Origin of the sequence: Faecalicatena contorta (genome assembly GCF_003149105.1) — a bacterium.
GTDB lineage: Bacteria > Bacillota > Clostridia > Lachnospirales > Lachnospiraceae > Muricomes > Muricomes contortus_C.
The window spans coordinates 24,866-47,294 of record NZ_QGDS01000004.1; the positions used below are offsets into that span (position 1 = coordinate 24,866).

The window sequence follows — 22,429 nt, forward strand, 5'->3', positions numbered from 1 at the left end:
CCGTCTCCTAGATTGCTAATATTTTTGAGATTTCATACTGGTGGGCAGGAATCTCTTTCTTCATAGCCAATGCTTCCTCTATATCATAATCAACAAAGCTTCCGTGCTTATAGCCTACTACCCTGTTTGACTTTCCTGAACAGAGAAGTTCCACTGCAATGGCTCCCATAGTAGATGCATACACTCTATCCTTGCATGTAGGGCTTCCGCCGCGCTGCATATGTCCAAGAATTGTTGCTCTTGTCTCAATTCCGGTAGCTTCCTCAATTTTCTTTGCCATATTGATGGAATCACCCACACCCTCTGCATTGATGATAATGTAGTTTTTCTTACCACGCTTTTTATTCTCCAGAATATCCTGAATCAGCGCTTCTTCATCGTAGTCTTTTTCCTCCGGCAGCAGAATTCTTTCTGCACCGTTGGCAATACCGCACCACAATGCCATATATCCGGCATCACGTCCCATTACTTCGATAATACTGCATCTTTCATGAGATGTTGATGTATCACGTACCTTATCAATGGCTTCCATTGCTGTATTCACAGCAGTATCAAATCCGATGGTATATTCTGTACAGGCAATGTCCAGGTCAATGGTTCCCGGCAGCCCTATTGTGTTCACGCCGAGGTTTGCCAGTTTCTGTGCACCGGCGAAAGAACCGTCTCCTCCGATGACCACAAGGCCGTCAATTCCATATTTCTTGCATATAGCTGCTGCTTTCTGCTGTCCCTCTTCTGTACGCATGGACTGGCAGCGTGCAGTCTGAAGAATCGTACCTCCGCGCTGGATTGTATCAGATACGTCTCTTGCGGATAAATCTATGATTTCCTCTTTTAAAAGCCCGTGGTATCCTCTTCTGATTCCTCGGACCTTTATGCCCTTGGAAAGAGCTGTTCTGACTACGGCACGGATTGCCGCATTCATACCAGGGGCGTCACCGCCGCTTGTAAGAACGCCAATTGTGCGGATTCTATCTTCGATTTCCTCCAGATTTTTTTTAACTGCCTTTGTTTCTGCCATGTTTTTATCCACCTTTCTAATAATGCCTGTATTTCACTATACACCTTTTCAAGCCGTATACAGCAAACAGTACAATAGGGACTGCCTAATTTTTAACACTTTGGGTACTATTTTAACCTATTTATAAATGGTTTTCAATAGGTTTTTCCACCACTTTTACCCGTTTCTCGCCAAAATGGTTCATCAATTTGCTCAATACCTGGGAACTTATATTAATATTACGGTTTCTTGGAAGACGCTTTACAGCCCTCTCCCTCTCACAATAAATTACGACTTCATCCTCTCCCTCGGAATCTGCCAGATACCCATATACAATCTGTTCCTTTTCCAAAAACGCCTCTTTGTCCGGAAACTGAAGCCAAAGCTCTTTCTTTGTCTGCTCAAAGGGAATGATACGCTCACATATGAGTTTACTTGCTTTTTCGTCTTCCTCGGAAACTCTTCCGCGGATAAATATTTTATTGTCCACCTCGAGAAGAAGACGGTTTTTTTCATAATCTCTGGGGAATACCACAACTTCCACAGTCCCCAGAAGGTCTTCCAATGTCAGGAAGGCCATCATCTGATTGTTTCTGGTATTTTTCACCGTTTTATCAACAATCATGCCTCCTATAATTTCGATTGCACCGTCATGAACCTTTGTCTGCCCGGTTTCCTCATCCGGCTGAAAATCTGCGGTTGTAACCGAGATGGACCTGCGCCACTTCTCTTCGTATTCTTCCAATGGATGACCGCTGATATACACACCCAGAACTTCTTTTTCAAAGGCAAGCAGATTTTCCTTGGAATACTCTCCCACAGGCGGGAGCTTGATTTCAAATTCACTTTTCTGCTCCTCATCCACCAGGTCAAACAGAGTCATCTGCCCTGTCATGGCATATTTCTTTTCCTGATTTACGTGGTCTACAATCTGTATATAAATACTCATAAACTGCTTTCTCGTGCCACCCAGACCATCCAGAGCGCCTGCTTTGATGAAATTTTCTATCACACGTTTATTCAATACATCTTTCACAGATAATCTGCTGATAAAGTCTTCCAGATTTTTGAATGGTCCAAATTCTTCCCGGTCCGCTACGATTTCTTCTATGACCGGCTTCCCCACACCCTTAATTGCTGCCAGTCCATATCTGATTTTCCCATCGTCTACAGAGAAATTTGCGATTCCCGCATTAATATCCGGGGATAGAATCTGAATATTCATCTGACGGCAGCTATAAATATATTCTGCCACCTTGGATGGATTTTCAATCACAGATGTCATCAGGGCCGCCATAAATTCCACCGGATAATAGTATTTCAGATATGCTGTCTGATAGGAAACCACCGCATAGGCCGCCGCATGGGACTTATTAAACGCATACTTGGCAAAATCAATCATTTCATCGTAAATTTTATTGGCAATCTTTTCATCAATGCCGTTGGCAATGCAGCCAGGAACATTTGTCTCTTTATCTCCGTAAACAAATACCTGCCGCTCTTTCTGCATGACATCGCCCTTTTTCTTGGACATGGCACGGCGCAGCAAATCGCTTCGTCCCAGGGTATATCCTGCCAAGTCCCGTACAATCTGCATAACCTGTTCCTGATATACGATACAGCCGTAGGTAGGCGAAAGAATCGGCTCTAATTGAGGGCAGTCATAAGTAATGGCTCCTGCTTTATTTTTCCCGCGGATATACTGGGGAATAAAATCCATTGGCCCCGGACGGTACAAAGAGATTCCGGCGATGATATCCTCAAGGCTGTGGGGCTTCAGTTCCTTCATAAAACTCTTCATCCCCGCACTTTCCAACTGGAAAATACCGTCTGTCTTTCCGGTTCCTATATAATCCAGCACCTTCTGGTCATTATACCCAATGGTGTCCATATCCAGTTCCGGATTCTTGTTTTTCGCCAGTATTACGGCATTTTGTATTACCGTCAATGTCCGAAGGCCCAGGAAGTCCATCTTCAGAAGGCCCAGCTCTTCCAGGGTATTCATTGTAAACTGAGTCGTGATAGACCCATCCTGAGCTTTTGACAGAGGCACATATTCGTCCACTGACAACTGGCTGATTACAACACCGGCAGCGTGCATCGAACTATGGCGCGGCAGGCCTTCCAAACGTTTTGCCATATCAATCAGATACTTTACCTGCTCGTCAGTCTCATAGGTTTTGCGCAGTTCCGAGTTCACCTGCAAAGCCCGGTCAATGGTCATATTTAATTCAGTAGGAATCATCTTGGCAATAGTATCCACAAAGGCATAGGGCAAATCCATGACACGCCCCACATCCCGGATAACTCCCCTGGCAGCCAGGGTACCAAATGTTACAATCTGCACCACCCGGTCTTTGCCATATTTGCGCACCACATAATCGATGACCTCCTGCCTTCTTTCATAACAGAAGTCTATGTCAATATCAGGCATGGATATACGGTCTGGATTCAGGAAACGCTCAAACAGAAGCTGATGATGTATAGGATCTATATTCGTAATCTCCAGGCAATAGGAAACAATACTTCCTGCCGCAGAACCTCTTCCCGGCCCTACAGCGATACCGTGGTCCTTCGCATATTTAATGAAGTCCCATACAATCAGAAAGTAATCCACATATCCCATGTTCTTTATGACATTCAGCTCATATTCCAAACGTTCCTTCAATTCCCTGCCAGGATTCCCATAATGCTTATCCAAACCCTCAAAACACAGTTTATTCAAATACTCCCAGGAAGTGAGACCTCCAGGCACATCATATTTTGGCAGCTTTGTCACGCCGAACTCAATTTCCACGTCACATCTGTCGGCAATCCGCTGTGTATTATCTAATGCCTGCAGCGCATATGGAAATAAACGTGCCATCTCCTCCGGGGACTTCACATAGTACTGCCCCCCTTCATAGCGCATCCTGTTTTCATCCTGCAATTTCTTTGCAGTCTGAATACAAAGCAGGATATCATGAGCTTTCTCATCCTCAGCATAAGTGTAGTGCACATCATTGGTAGCAACCAGTTCAATCCCCGTCTCTTCGGACAGCTTCAGCATACGCTGGTTTACAAGGGCCTGCTCCGGTATCCCATGATCCTGTAATTCCAGGAAGTAATTTTCTTCCCCGAAAATATCCTGATATTCAAGGGCGGACTTTTTTGCCTCCTCATACAGTCCTTTCGTCAGATACCGCTGTACCTCCCCAGCAAGACAAGCACTCAGCGCAATAATTCCTTCATGGTAATCCCGAAGCAGTGCCTTGTCCACACGGGGCTTATAATAATACCCTTCCACGAAACCTTTGGATACAATTTTCATCAGGTTTGCATATCCAGTATTATTTTCAGCCAGCAGCACTAAATGATAATATCTGTCATCTCCGCCATTTATTTCTCTGTCAAACCGGGAGTTGGGCGCTACATACACTTCACATCCAAGGATGGGCTTGATTCCCTGTTTCTTGGCCTCCCGGTAAAAGTCTATGACACCATACATCACACCATGGTCCGTAATGGCAGCGCTGTTCATGCCTAATTCCTTTACTCTGGCCACATATTCTTTTATCTTATTTGAACCATCCAGAAGACTATATTCTGTATGGACATGTAAATGTGCAAAATCCATCCTTCACCTCTTAATTTGTATAGTAGGAATGCAGTGCCATACTATACATGAAAGAGGGCATTCCCCCTAAGAGAATTGCCCTCATACACTCATTTCTTATTATCAATGCTGATTATTGTCCGCCATTAATCATAAAATTGATCAATTTGTCTGTATCTTCCTTTTCATATGCAATGATTTCCAGTTCTGGAATCTCACCGTTAGAGAAGATGTTAGCCATTGATACGTACTGAGACAACTTGGACTTCAGGTTCAGTCTGTCACCTTCACCTGTCACTAATTCTACTTTTCCTTTACATGCATCTACTACTTTAAAAAATGCTTCTATGTCTGTAATATTTTGTACCTTCATATCTTACTATCTCCTTTCTTTCTATAAGTTTGTGTTGAAGCTCAGTCATATAATTATAACTGAACTGTAATGATTTTATCTACTCTTCCATTATACCCGATTTAATGGGGATTGCAACATTTTTTACAAGAATTTTACCATATCCTTTTATATATCTTAAAATCGAATAAGAAACAGCTTATGTTTACTTAATTCAATTTGAAGATAACACACGAATGCCAGGACTAAACCTTTTTCACCTCAAAAGTTTATCCCCAACTTGTCCGCACATTCCATACACAGTTTACTAAGGTACTCTCTCTGAAATTTTTCATCGTCACATATGCCGATCCTCATAACAGCCCCTTCTTTATGCGATAAAAGCCTTACCGGCCAGTGCTTCTAATATCTTTTCCTGTAATTTCAATCTTACCGCCCTTTAACAGACGTCCCACGCCTCTTTTAAAAGCTGCCTTGCTCATGCCAAACTCCTGCTTAATTGTTTCAGGGTCCGCTTTATCGGTAAAGGGAAGTATCCCATTATGGCTTTCAATCACCTTCATGATATATTGTGCATCCTTATCCATCTGCTCCGGAATCTTGTCCCTCACACTTAAATCCAGCTTGCCGTCTTCTTTCACAGCGGTAACCCTGGCTTCTACAATATTCCCGACTTTAAGGTTCCCGAAGGCCTCCTTTTGAGGAATCAGCGCTGAGTACTGGTTGTCCACCGCCACGAACACCCCGAATTCCGGACTGGTATCATAAATAATCCCACTCACTTTGTCATCCTTTTTATAAGGGGAATCTGTCTGCAGTAAATGATAAACTTTCATTGTAGCGCACAGACGGCTGCTCTTATCAATGTAAAGGGAGACCAGGCACTTGTCCCCTTTCTGCACCTTTTCTGTCTGTTCTTTAAAGGGCAGGAATAAGTCTTTTTCTAATCCCCAGTCAAGAAATGCGCCCAAACGGCCCACATCTGCGACCTCCAGCACCTCTAATTTTCCTAATGTAATCTTTGGCTCATTTGTAGTCGCAATCAGCCTGTCGTCAGAGTCTTTATATAGGAAAACCTCCACCGGGTCACCTAATTCAATCTCTCCGGGTATCTGTTTCTTGGGGAGCAGTACACGCTCTTCCTCACTGCCCAGGTATACTCCAAAATCTACTTTCTTTACAACGGTTAAAACCTGTTTTTCTCCTAATTTCATTGCCACATCTCCTCTATTTGAATTCTATCACTGCATATAGGTTCCCATTCTTGTCACACAGCTCCACTACTGTCCTCTCCGTTTCAAAAGCCACCTTAGGGCAGATGATATCTCCGTACACGGCAGACTTTTTATATTCCACACGAAGCTGGCGGACATTTATTTCATCCGGCAATACTTCCAGTGCCATTTGAACATACTGGCAGTTATTTACATGCTCATTTGTGTCTATATGGTATTTCTGTACCGGAAAAGAAGGGAAGTCTTCGCTGGACTCGGGAAGTCTTATTTTCCTGCCCTCATATACCATCTCCAAAGGCGGCTCCATACCGTAAGGCAGGATATCCTCATCCCCCGGTTTTGCCGGCCTCCCTTTTTCCATATCCATAAAGACCCATATAGAATTGGCACAAGCGATCCGGTTTCCCTGTTCATCATTCATGAAAAAGTTCCGGTCTCCATACAGCCCTTTAAATCCGGTTGCAAATGTCCCTACTGTTACTTGCTCTCCCATCTTGGGAAACCTTTCAATTATAACCTGCCAATAGGATAAAATCCATGCCTTTTTCCGCTTTTTCAATTCCTTCACACCCAGTCCGATATCCTCGGACTGAAAGGTACTGCAGTCCTGAAAATAATTTATCAGGCCAGGCAGTGTCATAGTTCCATGATGTCCAATTTCACTATATCTTACTCTGCTGCCAAATGAATACATATCTTACCTTCTTTCTCCCTTTCGTCTTTTAGTACAGTGAAAAACTTATACTTCTTGAACTACTAATGTTCAAGAAGGTATGCTTATTGAACTACTAACGTTCAATAAGGTATCTTTCATTTCTTTATGCTGCTCTTACTCACCTTTACTGGACATAAAGCTGTGTTCTACAGTGATGACACACTGGTAACGGGTATCATTCCTGCAGATTCTTGTTTCCAATTCCTCCTGCAGCTCTATTCTCTTTTTCTCATCATATAGGATTGGGACAACTACGTCAAATATCAGATTAATCCGTTTCTCTCCTTCTACCACCCGAAAATCATGAATACTGCAGTTTTCATCCAAATCCGAAAGTATCTTTGTAACATGACCGCGGATTTTCAGAACCTCTTCGTCCTTCGTTTCAATGGGGTCCATATGTACCACAAGAAATATGCCTAACTGTTCCAGTGCATCCCGCTCAATTTTATCAATTACTTCGTGAGATACTTCTATATCTACATTATTGGGAACTTCCGCATGGATAGACGCCATGCTTCTGTTTGGTCCGTAATTATGGACAATTAAATCATGGGTACCCTCAATGCCGTCATATTTTTCTACGAAATCTTTTATTTCAACATACAATTCCGGGTCTACTCCTTCCCCTATCAAAGGTTCCAGAGTATCTTTTGCAATCTCCACACCAGCCCACATTACAACAAGAGCTACACCAACTCCCACAAATCCGTCGATGTTTATTCCGGTCACCGCAAAGAAGATCAAAGAAAGAACCGTAGCGCCTGTGGTAATCACATCTCCCATAGAGTCTGTGAATACTGCCATCATAACTTTAGAATCAATCTTCCGCCCCAGCTTCCGGTTAAAGATACCCAGCCATAGCTTTACTCCAATAGACAGCAGCAGGATAACAACTGATATCAGATGAAAATGCAATTCCTGGGGTGTCCTTATTTTGGCCAGAGAGTCTTTCAAAAAAGTAAATCCCACCTCCAGCACCAAAAAAGATACAATCAGGGCCGCTATGTATTCCATTCTTCCATGACCAAAGGGATGGTCCGCGTCTGCGGGTTTACCTGCCATTTTCACCCCAATGAAACTAATAATGGAAGAACCTGCATCGGACAGGTTATTAAACGCATCCGCCGTTACAGATACGCTTCGCAGGCTCAGGCCCACAATGATTTTTACAATAAATAAAAGCACATTACAAAAGATGCCCACGATACTGGCTAATACACCATAAGCTGTACGCACGGACACCTTTTCCACCTGCTCATAATCTTTCACGAAATGTTTTACCAAAAATTCCGTCATTCTTCCTCCGTTCGGATTCCCAGATTCATTTACTGAACTTCTTTTGAATCTTTCTCTTTAAACTGCTCCAGGAAATACCACTTTATCTTAAAGTCCGACTGTGCCGTCACCTGAGAATATTCTTCCTCTGTCAGCACATTTTTCAACTCCTCTTTTCCTTCCTCCGGCACCACTGCATTTGTTGCATCTGTAAAACATAAATTAGGATACAGAACGCACCACCAGTTATGTCCCTTTGCAGCGCCAATTTCAATTCTCAATGCCTTATAATTTCCTGCCGGGAATGTCACATCACCATACGTCTTCTCCGGAAAATAACAGGTTGTTACTGCTGCACTCACCGGATAATCTTTTCCCTCTGAAAGAACCGTATCCCGGCTTACTTCTTCCAGCTTGTCCGTATTTCTGCGCATCCATTCTTCAGTTTCCTCTACACTCAGTCCCTCCGGCACGGAGTCTTTTAAAAATGCCAGCACCTGCGCCTTCACGTCCATCTTCAGCTCCTGATCCTCATCACTGTCACTGTTTGCCAGGATATGGAACCGCAGCACCTCGTCAGCCAAATGCTCCTGCAGCTTCGCCTGAGCTGTCAGATTCACGCGCCAGCCAATCATCCCAGTAATTAAAACTGCAATAATCATCGCAAGAATTAAAATAATCCTATTTTCAAATTTGTTTATAATATATGTTCCATTCATATGTAACTCCCTCTATCTTTCTTAATGATATAGGGAGTATTGACACAATTATCAGAATTATACAACAATAGTGAGTAAAGGGGACAGTCCCTTTTCAAAAGGGACTGTCCCCTTTGCTTTTCATTGTCAGAATATTCTTACTCTTCTCTGCTGCGCAGTTTACCGGTGACTGCTGTTACCTGGTTATTGATATGCTGGTTCGTTAATTTTGCCGCAATATCTTTTTCCCGTTTTTCTATGGCATGGATGATCTCTTGATGCTCTTCCAGAAGCTGGGGATGGCATTCTTTTTGTTTCAGATGCTCTACCCGGTACCGGTACATCTGCTCTCTCAGGTTATTCAGTAGCTGTATCAGCCTCCGGTTTTCTGTGGCAAGATATATGATATCATGAAATGCCACATCTGCCTCGGCGATTTTTGTAATGTCCTCACTGCTTAACGTGGCCTCAAAGTCTTTTGCTGCCTTTTTCAGGCTTTCTATTCCTTCATAGCTTATCCTGGTGCAGGCGAGCTGTACTGCAAGTTCCTCCAGGGCTGCCCTGACCTCCAGCACATCCCGCAGGTTTTTCTCTGTAATTTCTGCAACCTCAGCGCCTCTTCTCGGAATCATCAGTACGAGGCCCTCCAGCTCCAGCTTTCGGATTGCTTCACGGATGGGTGTGCGGCTCACCCCCAACTTGTTGGCAAGCTGAATTTCCATCAGTCTTTCTCCCGGTTTCAGCTCCCCCCGCAAAATAGCTTGTCTTAATGTATTGAATACTACATCCCGTAGGGGCAGATACTCATTCATTGTTACTTCAAATTTAGGTTCCATATTCTGTCCTCCCCGCACTGTGTATGTTCGTCACATACACCTGCTTTGCCAGTGCCTTTTCTCTAATTTTATCCTGTGCCTTCCTTGCCTGTGCCTTGCTGTTAAATAGACCGAAAACCGTAGGGCCGCTTCCGCTCATCATTGCATTCAAAGCCCCCGCAGCCTTCATCTCATTCTTGATATCCTGTATAACAGGATGCATAGGTATGGTCACATCCTCCAAAACGTTTCCCATCGCCGCGGCAATCTCAGGAAGGCTCCCTTTTTTCAAACCTGCTATCAGGCCGTCAATGTCCGGGTGCTTTGTAATCTCCTGGGAATCCAAAGCACTATATATGGTTTTTGTAGATACGCTGATGGGAGGCTTTGCTACCAGGACAATGCATTTGGGCATGGCCGGCAGTTCCGTTAATTTTTCGCCGATCCCCTCCGCCAGCACCGTCCCCCGCATAATGCAGTAGGGCACATCTGCCCCCAGCTTTACCCCCTTGTCCATCAATTCCTGCTGCGACAGCCCAAGCCCGAACATACGGTTCATTCCAAACAGGACAGCAGCGGCATTGGAACTGCCGCCCGCCATACCTGCTGCCACCGGAATGTGCTTATTTAAGGTAATAATGACGCCTTCTTTTATCTGAAATTCTTCTCTCAGCATAGCAGCCGCTTTGTATGCGATGTTGTTTTCATCCAGGGGAAGGAAATACAAATTCGTCCTTATTTCAATTCCCGGTCGTTTCATCCGCTCAATTTTCACATCATCGTATAAATAAATAGACTGCATTACCATCCGTACATCATGGTATCCGTTCTCTCTTCCCCCCAGTACATCCAGCCCCAGATTAATTTTGGCAAGTGCCTTTAACTCTATCTGTTTCATCCTGTGTCCTCCAAAAGATATATACGCTGTATCTTGTATACATTATACCTATATTATACTCATGTTTTCTTTAAAAATCAACAGCTTATCACCAGGCTTTATACAATCTGATTCCAGTCCGTTTATTTCCTTTATTCCCTCTATTGTAGTCATGTAATCTTTCGCGAGATTCCAAAGCTCATCTCCCTCTTTTACAATATATCCCACAATTCCCGGACGTTTTTCCATTTCTTCCATAGATATAGGAGTGAGTTCCACATCGGTAATCACCTGCATATGGACCGGTTTCCTCATAAATGTGTCAAATGCCAGGACAGCTTTCACTTCTACCGCCTCACTGCCAGCAAGGTTTACAGATAATTGTTCTACGTGATAAGAAATATTGTAGCGTGCGTCAGCGGTCATCCCCGGGCACTCCAGCAAGTAAGAAAACGGCATAATTCCCTGCCAGCTTCCGAATGGCGCAGCGTCATCCGCTTTCAGATATAAGAAAGAAATATGCAAAATTCCTTCTATTTGAATTCCGTCATCGGTCAGCTCCATATGCTCTATCTGCACACTGCCGTCGCTGTGGCAGATTTGCAGTACATCATCCTTTAACTCCGGAAGAGACAAGCGTTCTGACACTTTGCATTTTGAATAATTTTGAACAAGCAGTTCTTCGTAGACTGCATCTCTTGTATCAAAATTACAGTTCTGCTCCAAAGAATACATGTCTTCCAGCAGCTCAACTTCTTCTTCCTGATAAATATTCATGCGCAGGCTTAGTGTTCCCTCTATCCCCAGAACACGCATTTCCCCGTCTTCATCCATGCGGACATCCACAAGTGTGTCTTCCAGGTTGTTGTGGACATAATAATACATTCCTTCCTCCGCACCGGCGCACTCAATCCTGCCTTCATAGGGAACGCTTTGTTCCAGCCAGTCCGTCTTTCCGTCCTCTGACTTATACATGCAGAATATAAGCAGTTCACCCTTTATCTGCATTTCATCCTGCCCCAGCCTGATTTCTAATTTTCTGCTGCCCACATCCGTCAAAAGAAGCTGTCCGATACTCTCCTTTGTGCCAGGGAGGGTAACCTCTTCTTTAATCCGGTATGTATCTTTCTTCGTTGTGTGCAGTTCCAGAAGATTTACATTTTTCATTTTCTTGTGAATCGGGACTGAACAGTCCACATCTACGGTGGTCTCCTCATCTTCCAGCTTTTCCCTTCCGATTTCCATCTCTATCATAGCCCGGATACTTAACTTTCTGGAATGAACCAACGTTGCGGCAAATTCTATACGAATGTTCTGTATGAAATAGTTTTCCATTTCCCCGCCGTCCGTATACACCATCTCTTCAAAAGGAATTTTTCCTTCCAGAACTGCAGGCTGTGGATCACCTGTTGCTGTCAAATAAAGAATCTGAAAATATAATTTCCCGGAAATGCGTATGTAATTCTCAACTAATTTGATATCTTCAATTTTTATCGTTCCGGTCCCTCTGATAATCTGCTGTACATCATCCTTTGCGTCTGGAACGTTGTAATCCTCATCCAGGTAAAACTGGTCAAAGGTCCGTTTCCCCTCCTGTGTGTAATGAATCGGCTTCTTGATTAATTCCATATGCATCCTCCTCTAATCAAAAACAACATTTTTTGCTATATATTCCATTCTTACCACTACATAAGGGTAAGTCGTCACATCTTTCGTCTTTTCCCCCTTTTCAGGGCCCAACAGATTCGTATGTATATAAACAGCATTTTCTGTTTCATAAAGTCCTGTCACTTCCACACTGTACCCACTTTTCGGCTGGGGGCCATATCCTTCTGCAATAAACAGATACCCCTGGTCCGCATATGTGAGCTTAAATGGCAGTTCTCTGCTTTCCAGAATTGCCTGCTTTAGTTCATTCGGTACCCTCTCCTTATCTATAACAGTAAACTCCAAATCCCGCAGCTTTTCGGTTTTCTGTGGCCGCGAAATACATCCCGTCAGCATCAGCACAAGCAAAAACCCCGCCAGATACAATATTTTCTTCTTCATATCCAATCCCCGCGGTATATTCTCATTATTATCTTATTATGTAAATGTCCCGATTATTCTTTTTTCGGTACTGCATATAACTAGTCTGAAGCAGAACCTTTTTTATCCGTTTCCTCTATAAAAACTTACGTTTTCTATTGAATATTCCTTACATTACTTGTTTTTTAATGTCTGCTTTTGTATAATTACAAATGCATGACATTTTAAAGAAAAGAGGTTCCTCTGATGTTCCGGTTTATATGTATTTCAATTTTTTTGGTTTTATATTTAATTTTCTCTATTCCTGTGTTTTTGGTGGAATGGATTATTGGAAAATTCAGCCGCAGTAAGCGGGACTACAGCTCCCTGCGCGCCGTACAATGGGCATTTCGTGTGATGTTGAAAATGACCGGTGTCCGGACCACCATCATCGGTGCGGAAAACATTCCCGATGAGCCGGTACTTTATATCGGCAACCACCGCAGTTTTTTTGACATTCTGCTTACTTACAGCCGGTGCGAACGCTTGACCGGATACGTTGCCAAGAAAGAAATGGAGCATATTCCGCTGCTCTCCACCTGGATGCGTTATCTGTACTGTCTGTTTTTGGACCGTGAGAATCCAAAAGAGGGGTTGAAAACTATCTTGCAGGCTATTGATTATATTAAAGAAGGAATCTCTATCTGCATTTTTCCGGAAGGTACGAGAAATAAGGGAGAGGAACTGAGTATGCTGCCGTTTAAAGACGGGGCTTTTAAAATCGCGGTTAAAACAAACTGTGCTATCGTACCGATATCTCTGAATAATACCTGCGCTATATTTGAGAAGCAGTTTCCGCGGATTAAGAAAACTCATGTAATAATTGAATATGGAAAGCCTATCTATCCAAATGTTTTGGACAAGGAAGATAAAAAGCATATCGGTAATTATGTACAGAATATAATCCGGGAGACGATTCACAAAAATGCAGACTTGGTATAATCTGCCCGGCCATGCTGAGGATACAGTGATAAGAAAGAGGTGAAAGCTGGATGCAGAATCCACCTATTATCCAAATTCAAGAGGAAGATGCAAGAATCGAAGACCGCTGGATGGAATTACACAAAAGAATCAATCTTTGGTCTGTACTTACTGCTTTTTGAGTAGAACTATTAATGTTTTGGGTATTATACCGTTTGGATATTCCAACGTCAACGATACCAGTTTATATATTCAAATATATTGTGTCTCCCGCAGTACTGAATTTAATAGCAGTCGGCATTTTATATTTAGTGCTTCAAAACAGTAAAAGCAGAACTCTGAAAAAATATGCAGTATCTCTTTGCCTGGTTGTGATTTGTTTCATCCTGCTTATTGTCCATAATATCTTTCCGGCTCTCCATATGCTGTTTGGAATCCCAATTATACTGACCACAGTATATGGGGACTACCGTCTTACGACTACAACGGCACTTCTTGGCCTGATTACGGAAATAGTGGGAGAATTACTGATTTTCTGGGATCCGGATAAAGTCAGTATTTTTAAGGACAGTGAGGGAGTCATCAATTTCGGGATTACTCTGGCGATACTGATTTTTATTTATGCTATTTCATTAGTCGTCCTTTATTATGAGCGGCTAAAAAATGAAGCCAGTGTCAGAAGAGAAATAGAACGGTTCCAGCTAAAGACAAAGCTGCTGAGTGACACCCTGACTTCTCTTTACAACCGTACAGCCTTGCAGGAACATTTGGATGCGATAGAAAGCAGTCGTGATAATTTTATATTTGCCATGATTGATGTGGATGATTTCAAAAAGATAAATGATACGCTGGGACATATAAGAGGCGATGATTTTTTGAAAGAATTTGCCGCCATATTAAAACAGTACAGTGAGCCCCACCCGGCATTCCGCTTTGCAGGGGACGAGTTCTGTATTTTATTTAAAAATGAGCCTATGGAAAATGTTTTAGAAACATGTCATGGCATCCAGCGGGAGCTCATGGAGATTAAGCATTTTGAGGACTTCCGGGGAGTCACCGCCAGTTTCGGGATTGCCCGTTACGAGCACGGCATCACTACCCTGGAACTGCTTGAACATGCTGACCATGCACTGTATGAATCCAAAAAGAATAAGGGCAGCATCACCATCTATCAGGCTAGTGATGGTGCATTGGAAAACTGTCATACCTGAATACAAACTCTTTTCCTTTTACTTTCTTTTTACATATGTTATACTTGATTCCATAGAAAATGAAAGTGAAAAACAAACTTTTCACTGCGGTTAAATTTACATGTCACTACCCAAAAAGTTCAGAATGAATATTGATGACTCAAAAGGAGATTATTTATGGGTGCGCAAAATCTTACACTGTTGACAGACCTGTACGAGCTGACTATGATGCAGGGCTATTTTGAAACTCAGGAAAATGAAACCGTTGTATTCGATGTATTCTTCCGAAGTAACCCAAACAGAAGCGGGTACTCTATTATGGCAGGACTGGAACAGGTCATTGAATACATTAAAACCCTGCATTTTTGCTATGAAGATGTAGATTACCTGCGGGGACTCGGTATATTCAGCGAGAATTTCCTCCATTATCTGAGCGGCTTCCATTTCAGCGGAAGCATCTATGCAATTCCTGAGGGGAGTGTCATTTTCCCAAAAGAACCAATCCTGAAAGTGGTTGCTCCTATCATGGAAGCACAGCTTGTTGAAACTGCAATTTTGAATATTATCAATCATCAGTGTTTGATTGCGACAAAGACCTCCCGTGTTGTTTTTGCCGCCCAGGGTGACGGTATTATGGAGTTTGGCCTGCGCCGTGCCCAGGGGCCTGACGCCGGTCTGTATGGTGCAAGAGCCGCTATGATCGGAGGCTGTGTAGGTACCTCTAATGTACTGGCAGGCAAGCTTTTTAACGTCCCGATTATGGGAACGCATGCCCATAGCTGGATTATGACTTTTAAGGATGAATATACTGCTTTTAAAGAATACGCAAAGCTATATCCGAATTCATGCACTCTTCTTGTAGATACTTATGACACCCTGAAATCCGGTGTTCCCAATGCAATCCGTGTCTTCCAGGAGCTGCGTGACGAGGGAATAACCCCAAAATCCTACGGTATCCGTCTCGACAGCGGTGATTTGGCATATCTGTCCAAAAAGGCACGCGCCATGCTGGATCAGGCTGGTTTTACAGACGCCTTTATTGCTGCATCCAATGATTTGGACGAGCTGTTAATCCACGATTTGAAGATGCAGGGTGCTGCAATCACCTCATGGGGAGTAGGCACAAATCTGATTACATCCAAAGACTGCCCTTCTTTCGGTGGTGTGTATAAAATGGCAGCTATACAGAATGAGGCGGGAGAATTCATTCCCAAAATTAAGATTTCAGAAAATGTTGAAAAGATTACAAATCCGGGTAACAAGACAATCTATCGTGTATATGATAAAAAGACCGGTAAAATCCGGGCAGATTTGGTTTGTTTCGTTGATGAAGTTTATGATACCAACCAGGAGCTTTTACTGTTCGACCCCAATGCAACCTGGAAGAAAACCCGGCTTCCCGGAGGCAGTTACACTATGCGCGAGATGTTAAAGCCCATATTTATTCACGGTGAATGTGTATACAAATCACCATCTGTCATGGAGATTGCAGAATATTGCAAACAGGAGAAAGATACGCTTTGGGACGAAACAAAGCGTCTGTTCTATCCTCACCGGGTTTACGTAGACTTATCCCAGAAGCTTTATGATACAAAGACAAAGCTTTTGAACGATATGAACAAGGAGTATTAAAAAGGAGATTTTATTGTCATGAGAATTATTGTATTAGCCGGAGGACTCAGCTCAGAACGCGACGTGTCACTTTCCTCCAGTGCAGGTATCTGTAAAACATTATTGGAAAAGGGACATGATGTATTTTTGCTGGATGTTTTTCTTGGTCTGGACTATGACCCGGACCGTTTAGAGGAAGTTTTCAAGCTTCCCGGACATGGACTTGAGATTGCAAAAAGCATCAGTACCGACGAGCCTGATATTGAAGCAATCAAGGATTCCCGCCCCGGCGAATCCAATTGTTTCCTTGGACCGAATGTGATTGAACTCTGCCGTATGGCTGATATTACATTTTTGGGCCTCCACGGGGGAGAAGGCGAAAACGGAAAATTGCAGGCCACTTTCGATTTACTCGGAATTAAGTATACCGGCCCGGATTCACTGGGCTGTGCCATTGCTATGGATAAAGGCTTTACCAAGCAGGTATTCCTGCAGTCAGGCATTGATACTCCCCAGGGGGTAAGCCTTCATAAAGATGTCTCTGACAAATCTCTGGAATCACTGGGGCTGCAATTTCCGGTAGTTGTAAAACCATGTTCCGGCGGCAGCAGCATCGGTGTTTATATTGTAAACATTCAGGAGGAATACACACATGCCCTGTCCAAATCCTTCCGGTATGAGGACGAGGTTGTTGTTGAATCCTATATCAAAGGACGTGAATTTGCCTGCGGTATCATAGACGGCGAGGCGCTTCCTCCCATTGAAATTATTCCGAAAACGGGCTTTTTTGATTATGCCAACAAATATCAGGACGGAGCCACTCATGAGGTCTGCCCCGCCGACATCAGCCGGGAAATCTCTGAAAAAATGCAGGCTCTTACAGTAAAAGCTTATCATGCGTTGAAACTGAACGTATACAGCCGGGCTGATTTTCTCCTGGATGATGAGGGAAACCTTTATTGCCTGGAGATGAATACTCTTCCCGGCATGACTCCCGCCAGCCTTCTTCCAAAAGAAGCTAAAGCTGCGGGCATAGAGTATGGTGATTTATGTGAATTGATTATCCAAAAATCCCTGAAAGCAAGATATTGATGTAGTAAAGGATGGTATGTACCATGAGAAATATGACATTAAAAGAAATTTCCGTCGCATGCGGCGGCATTTATTATGGGGATGAAGAAAGTTATTATAAGGAAGTCAGCAGTGTTACCATAGACAGCCGTAAGATTCAGAAGGATTGTCTTTTTATAGCAATCCGGGGTGCACGTGTAGACGGGCATATGTTTATCCCCCAGTCTATTCATGACGGTGCATTATGTGCCGTATCTGAAAAGCGTATAGAAAATGCTGCATATCCTTATATTATGGTAAATTCCTGTGCCCAGGCACTCAGAGATATTGCAGAGCACTACCGCCGTTCCCTTCGCCTGAAGGTGGTGGGAATATCAGGAAGTGTGGGCAAAACAAGTACAAAAGAAATGATTGCCTCCGTTGTCAGTCAGAAATATAATATGTTAAAAACAGAAGGTAATTTCAATAACGAAATCGGCCTCCCGCTCACCATTTTTAACATTAAAGAAGAGCATGAAGTTGCCATACTGGAAATGGGAATCAGTGATTTCGGTGAAATGGAGCTGCTGGCCAGAATATCCCGGCCCGATATCTGTGTTCTCACAAACATCGGCTGTGCACATCTGGAGCAGCTAAAGTCCAGAGAAGGCATTCTGAAGGCAAAAACAGAGATGTTTTTATTTATGAATCCACAGGGAAGCATTATCCTTAACGGGGATGATGATATGCTTCAGACCGTCACTCCTGCTAACCGGATTCATCCCATATTCTTTGGGTTCGGCCCCCAATGTGGATATTCCGTTAAAAATGTAGAGAACCTGGGACTGAAAGGGACATCTGCAACATTCCTCACCCTTGATTCAGAATTTACAGCACATATTTCTGTTCCGGGAGAACATATGGTTTACAACGCCCTGGCGGCAGTTGCCGTAGGACGTGCCCTTGATATGAGCGATGAAGAAATCAAACGGGGAATTGAGGCACTGGTGCCTCTTGCAGGCCGTAACAATCTGATTGAAACCCCACTCTTGACCATCATTGATGACTGTTATAATGCCAACCCCGACTCCATGAAAGCATCCTTAGATGTTCTCAGCCAGGCAGATGGACGTACTGTTGCTATTTTAGGAGATATGTTTGAACTGGGGCCGTCAGAACAGGAGATGCACTACGAGGTAGGGCAATATGCTGCGAAAGCCGGCATCAGCCAGCTCATCTGTATTGGTACTCTCTCTGAGGAGATTGCCCGGGGTGCTGCAGGGGAAAATCCAGATATAGACATCTACCATTATGAAACAAAGGCTGAATTCCTGGAGCATATAGACTCTCTGATAACAGCCCGCGATACAGTATTAGTAAAAGCTTCCCATGGAATGGAATTTCCTGAAATCGTAGAAGCTCTGAAGGCGAGGTAATTATGGATTATCAAATGCTGGTACTTGATTTGGACGGTACGTTGACCAATTCTAAAAAAGAAATTACGGAACCTACAAGAAACGCTCTTATTGAATTACAGCAGGAAGGCAAAAAAGTGGTACTTGCAAGCGGCCGCCCTATTAATGGTGTGCAGCCTCTTGCAGAAGAATTAAAGCTGGACCAATATGGGGGCTACATCCTTTCCTTTAACGGAGCACGCATTACCCGCTGCTATGACGGGGAAGTACTTTACAGCCGGACACTGCCGCCTGAGGTTATACCTGAGGTATGTGCAATTACCGCCTCTTTTCCTAATCTGGATGTCCTGACATATGAGGGAGAGAATATCCTGTCCGGTATTACCCCCAACGAGTATACCCAGCGGGAAGCTTTCATTAATAAAATGCCGGTGGTGGAGGTTCCTGACTTTGTTGACTACCTGCAATTCCCGATAAACAAGCTGCTGGTCACAGGAGATCCAGCCATTGTAAAAGAGGCAATGGCTGCCATGAAGAAGCATTTTCACACATATCTTAATGTTTATCTCTCAGAACCATTTTTTCTGGAAGTCATGCCTAAGAGCATTGACAAAGCCTATTCTCTTCAAAAGCTGCTTAACAGTCTCGGGATGACTGCCGATCAGATGATATGCTGCGGTGACGGATATAATGATGTTTCTATGATTGAATATGCAGGACTGGGAGTTGCCATGGAAAATGCCCAGGATATTGTGAAAGATACTGCTGATTTTATTACCCGGTCCAATGATGAAGACGGAATTTTATACGTCATTGAAAAGTTTATGAGATAGAAGAAAGGGGATTGTTGTGAACCCACATGATTTTTATGAGGCAATCGGCGCTTCTTATTCCAACGCGCTGCGCCGTTTGTCAGATGACGAACGTATTTCAAAATACCTGCATATGTTCCTGAAAGATACCAGCTTTCTTCAGGTAAAAGAGACTATCGAGAAAAAGGATTACACAAATGCTTTCCGGGCCATACATACTCTCAAAGGCCTGTGCCTGAACCTGGAGCTGACACCCCTGGCGGAAGCGGCTTCCGAGCTGACGGAATTTCTCAGACAAACGCCTCTGGATACTCTCGATGAGAAAGCCTTGAACAAAAAATACAGCAAAGTAGATGCTGAGTATCATAAAATCCGGACTCTGTTAGAATAACAAAGAGTTTGCAAAGCAAACTCTTGCGCCTGAGTTGGCCGCATAGCGACATCTACCTCTTACAACCCAGTGCAATCCCCCGGAGGGTTTTTATATAATAAGAAACGTAGTTTCTTATTATATAAAATGACAACAGCCAGAACCCCCTGTTTTTAGGAAGATTCCAGCTGTTGTTGTTTTTTATCCCTCTGGGGCGCTTTTTCAGGAAGCTGTGCAAGAATAATGGCAATAAAGACTAAAACACAGCCAAATAATTCTTTTGGTGTCCGCGTTTCATTCATAATTACCCAGCTTGTCAATGCTGCAAACACAGACTCCAGACTCAATATCAGGGAAGCCACCGTAGGGTCTGCATTTTTCTGTGCAATTACCTGCAAGGTATAAGCAACTCCGCATGACAGAACGCCTGCATAAAGCAACGGCAGGTGTGCGGCAAGTATTTCACCCGTTGTCGGTTTTTCCCATATCAGCATAGGAGCCGCACAGAGAATGCCAGATACCAAAAACTGAATACAGGACAGCTTCACACCATCCGCCCTGGGTGCAAAATAATCTATAATCAGAATATGTATGGCAAACATAAGGGCGCCTGCCATCATGAGCAAATCTCCGAAAACAATATAGAACCCTTCCTTTATGCACAAAAAATAAATTCCCACAGTTGCAATTCCCACACCTGCCCAGATTTTAATCCCTACTCTTTTTCCAACAAAAATCCCAAGTATGGGTACAATTAAAATGTACAATGCTGTTATAAACCCAGCTTTTCCGGCACTGGAATAGAGAAGTCCTACCTGCTGAAAGGAACTTCCTGCTGCCAGAGCAATCCCGCAAAGGATTCCCCCAATCCACAGTGTTTTCTTATCCTCTTTTCCAGCCTGAGTATGAGAGTCCTGTACACCGGCACTTTTCGGCCTGCTCTTCCGCCCCAAAATCCAAATCACCGGAAGGAGCACCAGAGCACCCATCAGACATCTGATTGAGTTAAAGGTAAATGGACCTATATAATCCATCCCTACACTCTGCGCCACAAAAGCACTTCCCCAAATTAAAGCTGTCAGCATCAGCATACTGTTATTTTTTATTTTCTGTTTCATGTTCTATGTCGTCCTTTACTTTTGCATGTTCCCCTTTTGCCTCATACAGTATATCACTTCTTTAAAACATTTTGTAGGTATTTTTCTATTGTTTTGCAGTTACACATTGCTTATTTTAGACTGGGCCTATCTGCTATGACAAAACAGCAAGCCCCCAATTCCTTGCAAATACTGGGATTGAGGGCATCTTTCACTTTATTTTGCTGCAAAACTCAAAATATCCGGCCTATTTATATTCCTCGGGAAGTCCATCAAAGAGTTCAAAGCTATTTTCTATTAATTTTTCAACATTTACATCTTCACTAATCATTCCTATTTCCTGCATCTCCTTTGCTACTATGCCAAATGCTTCATATGCTCCGCTGGCGGATGGAATATAATTAAATGTTTTTAATACTTCTGCATTGGCTTTTGCATCACCTGCTACCCATTCATTATCCACCTGTATCTGAGTTGTTTCATCAGGGTTTTCCTGAACCCAGGCACTTGCCTTTTGAATTGCTATGGTATACTTTTCTGCAAGCTCAGGGTGTTCTTCCAAAAACTCATTTCTGATATAAATTGAGCAGCAATACTGTTCATTATAAGGTTCATCTATAGCTGAGTCGAATAAAGTAACAAATCCATATTCATCTGCTGCAATATAAGCAGTCGGATCATTCATTGCAATCGCATCCACTGCTCCGTTTTCCAAAGCCAATGGAAGATCCGCTGCTCCATATACTACAAATTCTACTTCTGCATTATCAACGTTAACCCCTACACCATTATCTGCCAATACCCTTCTTAAATATATATAAGGGCTTGCTGTATAACTTGCAACTCCAACTTTCTTACCCACAAAATCTTTAGCTGATTCAATTCCTGAATCGCTTTTTACCAATACTTTATCACATCCTGTATGTACTCCTGTTGTAATTTTTGCCGGAAGTCCATTCGCTAATGGATCTACCAGACTTGCCAAAAGAGCAAAATTTACATCTACCTTTCCTGTAGTAATTGCATCAAATCCCGTACCAGGATTCAGTTTAATAAGCTCAACATTAATTCCCTGTTCTTCAAAATATCCTTTTTCATATGCAATATGAACTGGAGCTTCGCACAAACTTCCTCCATACCCCACTTTAATAACATAATCATCCTTAACGGCAGTTTCCTGTGTTGAAGTCTGGCTTACCTCTTTACTGTCGCTTTGAGCCTCCTTTTTATCACATCCTATTACTAATAACATAAATATTGCGCTTACAAGTACTGCTGCTAATTTTTTTACTTTCATAAATAACCTCCTAATATAAAATTTCACTATGTTT

The 22,429-nt window shown here is 43.1% G+C and carries 20 protein-coding genes; 7 read left to right on the plus strand and 13 right to left on the minus strand.

What is annotated here, in order from left to right; translation table 11 throughout:
• Positions 1-7: 7 nt before the first annotated feature.
• The 11 genes from pfkA to A8805_RS08130 form a co-directional block, all read right to left on the minus strand.
• Entirely contained in the window at positions 8-1,021 is a 1,014-nt protein-coding gene (gene pfkA, locus A8805_RS08080; protein ID WP_109709861.1) for a 6-phosphofructokinase, read from the minus strand.
• A gap of 121 nt (positions 1,022-1,142) precedes the next feature.
• The gene (locus A8805_RS08085) at positions 1,143-4,616 is read right to left on the minus strand and encodes a DNA polymerase III subunit alpha (RefSeq protein WP_109709863.1); all 3,474 of its coding nucleotides are present in this window, start codon (positions 4,614-4,616) and stop codon (positions 1,143-1,145) included.
• A gap of 112 nt (positions 4,617-4,728) precedes the next feature.
• Positions 4,729-4,968, minus strand: coding sequence for a polya polymerase (locus A8805_RS08090; RefSeq protein WP_109709865.1), 240 nt, complete (start codon positions 4,966-4,968; stop codon positions 4,729-4,731).
• Positions 4,969-5,333: 365 nt separating this feature from the next.
• Positions 5,334-6,161, minus strand: coding sequence for a S1 RNA-binding domain-containing protein (locus tag A8805_RS08095; protein ID WP_109709867.1), 828 nt, complete (start codon positions 6,159-6,161; stop codon positions 5,334-5,336).
• A 13-nt stretch (positions 6,162-6,174) separates the two neighbouring features.
• On the minus strand, positions 6,175-6,876 hold the full coding sequence (locus A8805_RS08100) for an acyl-[acyl-carrier-protein] thioesterase (protein ID WP_109709869.1): 702 nt from the start codon (positions 6,874-6,876) through the stop codon (positions 6,175-6,177).
• A gap of 135 nt (positions 6,877-7,011) precedes the next feature.
• Positions 7,012-8,196 carry a cation diffusion facilitator family transporter gene (locus A8805_RS08105; RefSeq protein WP_109709872.1) on the minus strand — a complete coding sequence of 395 codons (1,185 nt, stop codon included), beginning with the start codon at positions 8,194-8,196 and terminating at the stop codon, positions 7,012-7,014.
• Positions 8,197-8,225: 29 nt separating this feature from the next.
• Positions 8,226-8,894, minus strand: coding sequence for a stage II sporulation protein R (spoIIR, locus tag A8805_RS08110; RefSeq protein WP_109709874.1), 669 nt, complete (start codon positions 8,892-8,894; stop codon positions 8,226-8,228).
• Positions 8,895-9,031: 137 nt separating this feature from the next.
• Complete coding sequence (locus A8805_RS08115) at positions 9,032-9,709, minus strand: GntR family transcriptional regulator (protein ID WP_109709877.1); 678 nt, start codon at positions 9,707-9,709, stop codon at positions 9,032-9,034.
• Positions 9,699-10,586 carry a 4-(cytidine 5'-diphospho)-2-C-methyl-D-erythritol kinase gene (gene ispE, locus A8805_RS08120; protein WP_109709880.1) on the minus strand — a complete coding sequence of 296 codons (888 nt, stop codon included), beginning with the start codon at positions 10,584-10,586 and terminating at the stop codon, positions 9,699-9,701. The genes A8805_RS08115 and ispE overlap by 11 nt, the downstream gene beginning before the upstream one ends.
• A 48-nt stretch (positions 10,587-10,634) precedes the next feature.
• A complete protein-coding gene (locus A8805_RS08125; protein ID WP_109709882.1) occupies positions 10,635-12,194 on the minus strand; it encodes a DUF3794 and LysM peptidoglycan-binding domain-containing protein in 1,560 nt (519 codons plus the stop codon).
• A 12-nt stretch (positions 12,195-12,206) separates the two neighbouring features.
• A complete protein-coding gene (locus A8805_RS08130; RefSeq protein WP_109709885.1) occupies positions 12,207-12,614 on the minus strand; it encodes a protease complex subunit PrcB family protein in 408 nt (135 codons plus the stop codon).
• Positions 12,615-12,839: 225 nt separating this feature from the next.
• Here A8805_RS08130 and A8805_RS08135 point away from each other — a divergent pair, with 225 nt between their 5' ends.
• The 7 genes from A8805_RS08135 (at position 12,840) to A8805_RS08165 (ending at position 20,022) form a co-directional block, all read left to right on the plus strand.
• The gene (locus A8805_RS08135; RefSeq protein WP_109709887.1) at positions 12,840-13,574 is read left to right on the plus strand and encodes a lysophospholipid acyltransferase family protein; all 735 of its coding nucleotides are present in this window, start codon (positions 12,840-12,842) and stop codon (positions 13,572-13,574) included.
• A gap of 173 nt (positions 13,575-13,747) precedes the next feature.
• Positions 13,748-14,764 carry a GGDEF domain-containing protein gene (locus A8805_RS08140; RefSeq protein WP_109709889.1) on the plus strand — a complete coding sequence of 339 codons (1,017 nt, stop codon included), beginning with the start codon at positions 13,748-13,750 and terminating at the stop codon, positions 14,762-14,764.
• A gap of 156 nt (positions 14,765-14,920) precedes the next feature.
• Complete coding sequence (locus A8805_RS08145; RefSeq protein WP_109709892.1) at positions 14,921-16,375, plus strand: nicotinate phosphoribosyltransferase; 1,455 nt, start codon at positions 14,921-14,923, stop codon at positions 16,373-16,375.
• Between the two features lie 18 nt (positions 16,376-16,393).
• Complete coding sequence (locus A8805_RS08150; RefSeq protein ID WP_109709894.1) at positions 16,394-17,446, plus strand: D-alanine--D-alanine ligase family protein; 1,053 nt, start codon at positions 16,394-16,396, stop codon at positions 17,444-17,446.
• Positions 17,447-17,469: 23 nt separating this feature from the next.
• Positions 17,470-18,840: a UDP-N-acetylmuramoyl-tripeptide--D-alanyl-D-alanine ligase gene (locus A8805_RS08155; protein ID WP_109709897.1), complete on the plus strand. Its 1,371-nt coding sequence runs from the start codon at positions 17,470-17,472 to the stop codon at positions 18,838-18,840.
• 2 nt (positions 18,841-18,842) lie between these two features.
• Complete coding sequence (locus A8805_RS08160; protein ID WP_109709899.1) at positions 18,843-19,652, plus strand: Cof-type HAD-IIB family hydrolase; 810 nt, start codon at positions 18,843-18,845, stop codon at positions 19,650-19,652.
• Between the two features lie 16 nt (positions 19,653-19,668).
• On the plus strand, positions 19,669-20,022 hold the full coding sequence (locus tag A8805_RS08165; protein ID WP_109709901.1) for an Hpt domain-containing protein: 354 nt from the start codon (positions 19,669-19,671) through the stop codon (positions 20,020-20,022).
• 152 nt (positions 20,023-20,174) lie between these two features.
• On the opposite strand, the gene A8805_RS08170 is transcribed toward A8805_RS08165, so the two are convergent.
• A complete protein-coding gene (locus tag A8805_RS08170; RefSeq protein ID WP_109709904.1) occupies positions 20,175-21,119 on the minus strand; it encodes a DMT family transporter in 945 nt (314 codons plus the stop codon).
• Positions 21,120-21,345: 226 nt separating this feature from the next.
• Positions 21,346-22,395 carry an ABC transporter substrate-binding protein gene (locus tag A8805_RS08175; RefSeq protein WP_109709906.1) on the minus strand — a complete coding sequence of 350 codons (1,050 nt, stop codon included), beginning with the start codon at positions 22,393-22,395 and terminating at the stop codon, positions 21,346-21,348.
• Between the last annotated feature and the right edge of the window lie 34 nt (positions 22,396-22,429).

Excerpts from the sequence above, each read along its gene's own strand:
- pfkA (WP_109709861.1), bottom strand. The coding sequence starts at position 1,021 with ATGGCAGAAACAAAGGCAGTTAAAAAAAATCTGGAGGAAATCGAAGAT.
- A8805_RS08085 (WP_109709863.1), bottom strand. The coding sequence starts at position 4,616 with ATGGATTTTGCACATTTACATGTCCATACAGAATATAGTCTTCTGGAT.
- A8805_RS08090 (WP_109709865.1), bottom strand. The coding sequence starts at position 4,968 with ATGAAGGTACAAAATATTACAGACATAGAAGCATTTTTTAAAGTAGTA.
- A8805_RS08095 (WP_109709867.1), bottom strand. The coding sequence starts at position 6,161 with ATGAAATTAGGAGAAAAACAGGTTTTAACCGTTGTAAAGAAAGTAGAT.
- A8805_RS08100 (WP_109709869.1), bottom strand. The coding sequence starts at position 6,876 with ATGTATTCATTTGGCAGCAGAGTAAGATATAGTGAAATTGGACATCAT.
- A8805_RS08105 (WP_109709872.1), bottom strand. The coding sequence starts at position 8,196 with ATGACGGAATTTTTGGTAAAACATTTCGTGAAAGATTATGAGCAGGTG.
- spoIIR (WP_109709874.1), bottom strand. The coding sequence starts at position 8,894 with ATGAATGGAACATATATTATAAACAAATTTGAAAATAGGATTATTTTA.
- A8805_RS08115 (WP_109709877.1), bottom strand. The coding sequence starts at position 9,709 with ATGGAACCTAAATTTGAAGTAACAATGAATGAGTATCTGCCCCTACGG.
- ispE (WP_109709880.1), bottom strand. The coding sequence starts at position 10,586 with ATGAAACAGATAGAGTTAAAGGCACTTGCCAAAATTAATCTGGGGCTG.
- A8805_RS08125 (WP_109709882.1), bottom strand. The coding sequence starts at position 12,194 with ATGGAATTAATCAAGAAGCCGATTCATTACACACAGGAGGGGAAACGG.
- A8805_RS08130 (WP_109709885.1), bottom strand. The coding sequence starts at position 12,614 with ATGAAGAAGAAAATATTGTATCTGGCGGGGTTTTTGCTTGTGCTGATG.
- A8805_RS08135 (WP_109709887.1), top strand. The coding sequence starts at position 12,840 with ATGTTCCGGTTTATATGTATTTCAATTTTTTTGGTTTTATATTTAATT.
- A8805_RS08140 (WP_109709889.1), top strand. The coding sequence starts at position 13,748 with ATGTTTTGGGTATTATACCGTTTGGATATTCCAACGTCAACGATACCA.
- A8805_RS08145 (WP_109709892.1), top strand. The coding sequence starts at position 14,921 with ATGGGTGCGCAAAATCTTACACTGTTGACAGACCTGTACGAGCTGACT.
- A8805_RS08150 (WP_109709894.1), top strand. The coding sequence starts at position 16,394 with ATGAGAATTATTGTATTAGCCGGAGGACTCAGCTCAGAACGCGACGTG.
- A8805_RS08155 (WP_109709897.1), top strand. The coding sequence starts at position 17,470 with ATGAGAAATATGACATTAAAAGAAATTTCCGTCGCATGCGGCGGCATT.
- A8805_RS08160 (WP_109709899.1), top strand. The coding sequence starts at position 18,843 with ATGGATTATCAAATGCTGGTACTTGATTTGGACGGTACGTTGACCAAT.
- A8805_RS08170 (WP_109709904.1), bottom strand. The coding sequence starts at position 21,119 with ATGAAACAGAAAATAAAAAATAACAGTATGCTGATGCTGACAGCTTTA.
- A8805_RS08175 (WP_109709906.1), bottom strand. The coding sequence starts at position 22,395 with ATGAAAGTAAAAAAATTAGCAGCAGTACTTGTAAGCGCAATATTTATG.